General features: G+C 58.1%; 4 protein-coding genes. All 4 read left to right on the top strand.

Features of this window, described 5'->3' with window-relative positions:
• On the top strand, positions 1-1,035 hold a 1,035-nt coding region (locus ABLN94_RS24425; RefSeq protein ID WP_352997289.1), incomplete at its 5' end, for a polyamine ABC transporter substrate-binding protein.
• Between the two features lie 67 nt (positions 1,036-1,102).
• Entirely contained in the window at positions 1,103-2,230 is a 1,128-nt protein-coding gene (locus ABLN94_RS24430; RefSeq protein WP_352997291.1) for an ABC transporter ATP-binding protein, read from the top strand.
• Entirely contained in the window at positions 2,230-3,120 is an 891-nt protein-coding gene (locus tag ABLN94_RS24435; RefSeq protein WP_352997295.1) for an ABC transporter permease subunit, read from the top strand. The genes ABLN94_RS24430 and ABLN94_RS24435 overlap by 1 nt, the downstream gene beginning before the upstream one ends.
• On the top strand, positions 3,117-3,892 hold a 776-nt coding region (locus tag ABLN94_RS24440), incomplete at its 3' end, for an ABC transporter permease (RefSeq protein ID WP_352997293.1). The genes ABLN94_RS24435 and ABLN94_RS24440, both read left to right, overlap by 4 nt.

A 3,892-nucleotide genomic window follows, 5' to 3' on the forward strand; every position in this document is an offset into this window, starting at 1 on the left:
GCCGCCTTTGCCGAAGAGGTGCGTGTGTACAACTGGTCCGACTATATTGACGAAGGCCTGTTGAAGAAATTCGAGGAAGAAACCGGTCTGACGCTGATCTACGACGTGTTCGACAGCAACGAGGTTCTGGAAACCAAGATGCTGGCCGGCGGATCAGGCTATGACGTGGTGGTGCCGTCCGGCACATTCCTTCAGCGTCAGATTCAGGCTGGCGCGTTTCAGGAGTTGGATACGTCCAAACTGTCGAACGCAGGCAATCTTTGGGACGTCATTCAGGAGCGCACGGCAGGCTATGATCCAAGCAACGCCTATTCGATCAACTACATGTGGGGCACCACGGGCATCGGCGTAAATGTCGACAAGGTCAAAGAAGCCTTGGGGGATGACGTCGCTCTGAACAGTATGGACCTGGTGTTGAAGCCAGAGAACATGGAAAAGCTGGCCTCGTGTGGTGTGCATTTCCTGGACGCGCCAGCCGAAATGATACCGATGACATTGCAGTATATCGGCGAAGACCCTGACAGCCACGACCCGGACGTTATCAAGAAAGCCGAAGAGATTCTGGTCAGCGTTCGCCCGCATATCCAGAAATTCCACAGCTCGGAATACATCAACGCGCTGGCCAACGGCGATATCTGCGTGGCCGTCGGTTGGTCAGGTGACATTCTGCAAGCCAGGGATCGTGCGGCTGAGGCCGACAACGGCGTGAATATCGAATACCACCCCTTCGCTGAAGGCTCGCTGATGTGGTTCGACCAGATGGCGATCCCGGCAGATGCCCCGAACCCGGAAGGTGCGCATAAGTTCCTCGACTTCATTCTGGACGCCAACAACATGGCTGCCGCGTCGAACTACGTGTATTACGCCAACGGCAACAAGGCGTCACAGGAGTTTCTTGCGGAAGATGTGATCGGTGACCCGGCAATCTATCCTGATGATTCAACTATGCAGAACCTCTACATTACGACGCCATACCCGTCGAAAACGCAGCGTGTTGTGACGCGTATGTGGACCAAGATCAAATCGGGCACCTGATCCGACATTGCGCAGGGCGGTAGGAACCGCCTTGCGCCTTTTTCCAGATTGATGCACGGGGGCCGTTTTGAACTCTGACGTCTTTGCGCCGTGGGATGACCCGCAGGCGAAACCTTTGATCCAGTTCCGCGATGTTACCAAACGGTTTGGTGAATTCACGGCCATCGACAACCTGTCTCTGGATATCTTCGAAAAAGAATTCTTTGCGCTGCTCGGGCCGTCGGGCTGCGGCAAGACCACCATGATGCGGATGCTGGCCGGGTTTGAAACGCCGACCGAAGGGCACATCCTGCTGGGCGGTCAGGACATCGACCCGATCCCGCCGAACAAGCGGGCGGTGAACATGATGTTCCAGTCTTACGCGTTGTTCCCGCACCTCAGCATCTGGGAAAACATCGCCTTCGGTCTGCGCCGGGACAACATGCCCAAGCACGACCTTGAGGACCGCGTGGAAGAGATGCTGCGCCTGACCCGGCTGGAGCAATTCGCGCGCCGCAAGCCGCATCAGATCTCGGGCGGCCAGAGGCAGCGCGTGGCGCTGGCGCGATCGCTGGCCAAGGCGCCGAAGCTGCTGCTGCTGGACGAACCCTTGGGCGCGCTGGACAAGAAGCTGCGGCAGGACACGCAGTTTGAACTGATGGACATTCAGGAGAAGACGGGCACTACATTCGTGATCGTGACCCACGATCAGGAAGAGGCGATGACGGTCGCCAGCCGCGTCGCCGTGATGGACCAAGGCAAGCTGATGCAGGTGGCGACGCCGGATCGCATCTACGAAAACCCGAACTCGGTTTACGTCGCGGATTTCATCGGAGATGTGAACATCATCGAAGGCCGCGCCTCGGCCAATGGCGAGGATACCTATCAGGTCGACTGGGCCGAGGGGCAGGCACCGCTGACGGCAACTTCGGCCAATGGATTTTCGCAAGGGCAGGCCTGTCATCTTGCAATTCGGCCCGAGAAAGTGACGATCTCAGCCGACCGACCGGCGGATGCGATCAACGCGGTGCAGGGCAAGGTGCATGACATTGCCTACCTGGGCAACTTGTCCACCTATCATGTCGAGTTGCCCAACGGCACGATCATCAAGGCGCAAACGGCCAACACCCGCCGCATCTCACGCCGGTCATTTACATGGGAAGACCCGGTCTGGCTGTCCTGGACAGCAACGGCTGCGGTTCTGCTGGCAAGCTGATGCGCCGCGCGTTTCTGATCGCCGTTCCTTATGTCTGGCTGCTGGCGCTGTTTCTGGTGCCGTTTTTCATTGTTCTGAAGATCTCGTTATCGGATACCGAACTGGCGATCCCGCCCTATACCCCAACGCTAGACCTGTCGCAGGGCTGGACCGGGATCAAAGAGTTCTTCGGCCAGTTGGATTTTGAAAACTTCGTCTGGCTGACCGAGGACGACCTGTATTGGAAGGCCTACCTCTCCAGCGTCAAGATTGCGGTGATTTCGACCTTCCTGACATTGCTGGTAGGGTATCCCATCGCCTACGGCATGGCGCGTGCACCTGCGGAATGGCGGCCGGCGCTGATGATGCTGGTGATCCTACCGTTCTGGACGTCTTTCCTGATCCGGGTTTATGCGTGGATGGGTATCCTGTCGAACGAAGGCTATCTGAATCAGTTCCTGCTGTGGACGGGCATTATCTCGACCCCACTGACCATTCTGAACACGAATACGGCGGTCTATATCGGCATCGTCTACACCTATCTGCCCTTCATGATCCTGCCGATCTATTCGGCGCTGGAACGCATGGACGAGTCCCTGATCGAAGCCGCAGAAGACCTCGGCTGCTCGCGCCTGCAAGCCTTCTGGCTGGTAACCATTCCGCTGTCGCGCCCCGGTATCATCGCGGGGTGTTTCCTTGTGATGATCCCGGTGATCGGTGAGTTCGTCATCCCCTCACTCTTGGGCGGATCGGGAACCCTGATGATCGGCAAGGTGCTGTGGGAGGAGTTCTTCTCGAACCGCGACTGGCCGGTCGCCAGCGCCGTGGCGGTGGTACTACTGCTGATCCTCGTGATCCCAATCGTGCTGTTCCAGCGCAACCAGCAGAAACAGGCGGAGGCTGACCGATGAACAGGCTAAGCTGGTTCAACGCCGTGTCCCTGACGCTGGGGTTCGCGTTCCTCTATATCCCGATGATCATCCTGATCATCTTCAGCTTCAACGAAAGCAAACTGGTGACGGTCTGGGCCGGGTTCTCGACCAAGTGGTATGGCGCAGTGGTTCAGAATGAAGCCTTTCTGGATGCTGCCTGGGTGACCGTACGCGTCGCGGTGTTTTCCTCGACGCTGGCCACCATTCTCGGCACGGCTGCGGCCTATGTGTTGGTGCGTGGCGGACGGTTCTTTGGCCGAACGCTGTTTTCCGGCATGATCTACGCGCCGCTGGTGATGCCCGAGGTGATTACCGGTCTGTCGCTGCTGTTGTTGTTCATTGGTATTGGGCTGGACAGGGGCATCCTGACCATCGTTCTGGCGCATACGACCTTTTCCATGTGTTTCGTCTCGGTCGTCGTGTCCTCGCGTCTCGTGACGTTCGATCAATCGCTGGAGGAGGCTGCGCTGGATTTGGGCTGTTCCCCAGCCCAGGCTTTCCGGCTGGTGACGCTACCGATCATCGCGCCCGCAGTGATCTCGGGCTGGTTGCTGGCCTTTACCCTGTCGCTGGATGACCTGGTGATCGCGTCCTTTACCTCCGGACCATCCGCCACGACCCTGCCGATCAAGATTTTCTCGGCCGTGCGTCTGGGCGTCAGCCCCGAAATCAACGCGCTTTCCACGATCATGATCGCCATTGTGACAGTGGGCGTCATCACCGCATCACTTGTCACAAAACGAGCCATGGT

The sequence above is a fragment of the Ruegeria sp. SCP11 genome (assembly GCF_040329455.1).
Classification (GTDB): Bacteria; Pseudomonadota; Alphaproteobacteria; order Rhodobacterales; family Rhodobacteraceae; genus Ruegeria; species Ruegeria atlantica_E.

Coding starts and splice junctions, on each gene's coding strand:
- ABLN94_RS24435 (WP_352997295.1), top strand. CDS start 2,230: ATGCGCCGCGCGTTTCTGATCGCCGTTCCTTATGTCTGGCTGCTGGCG.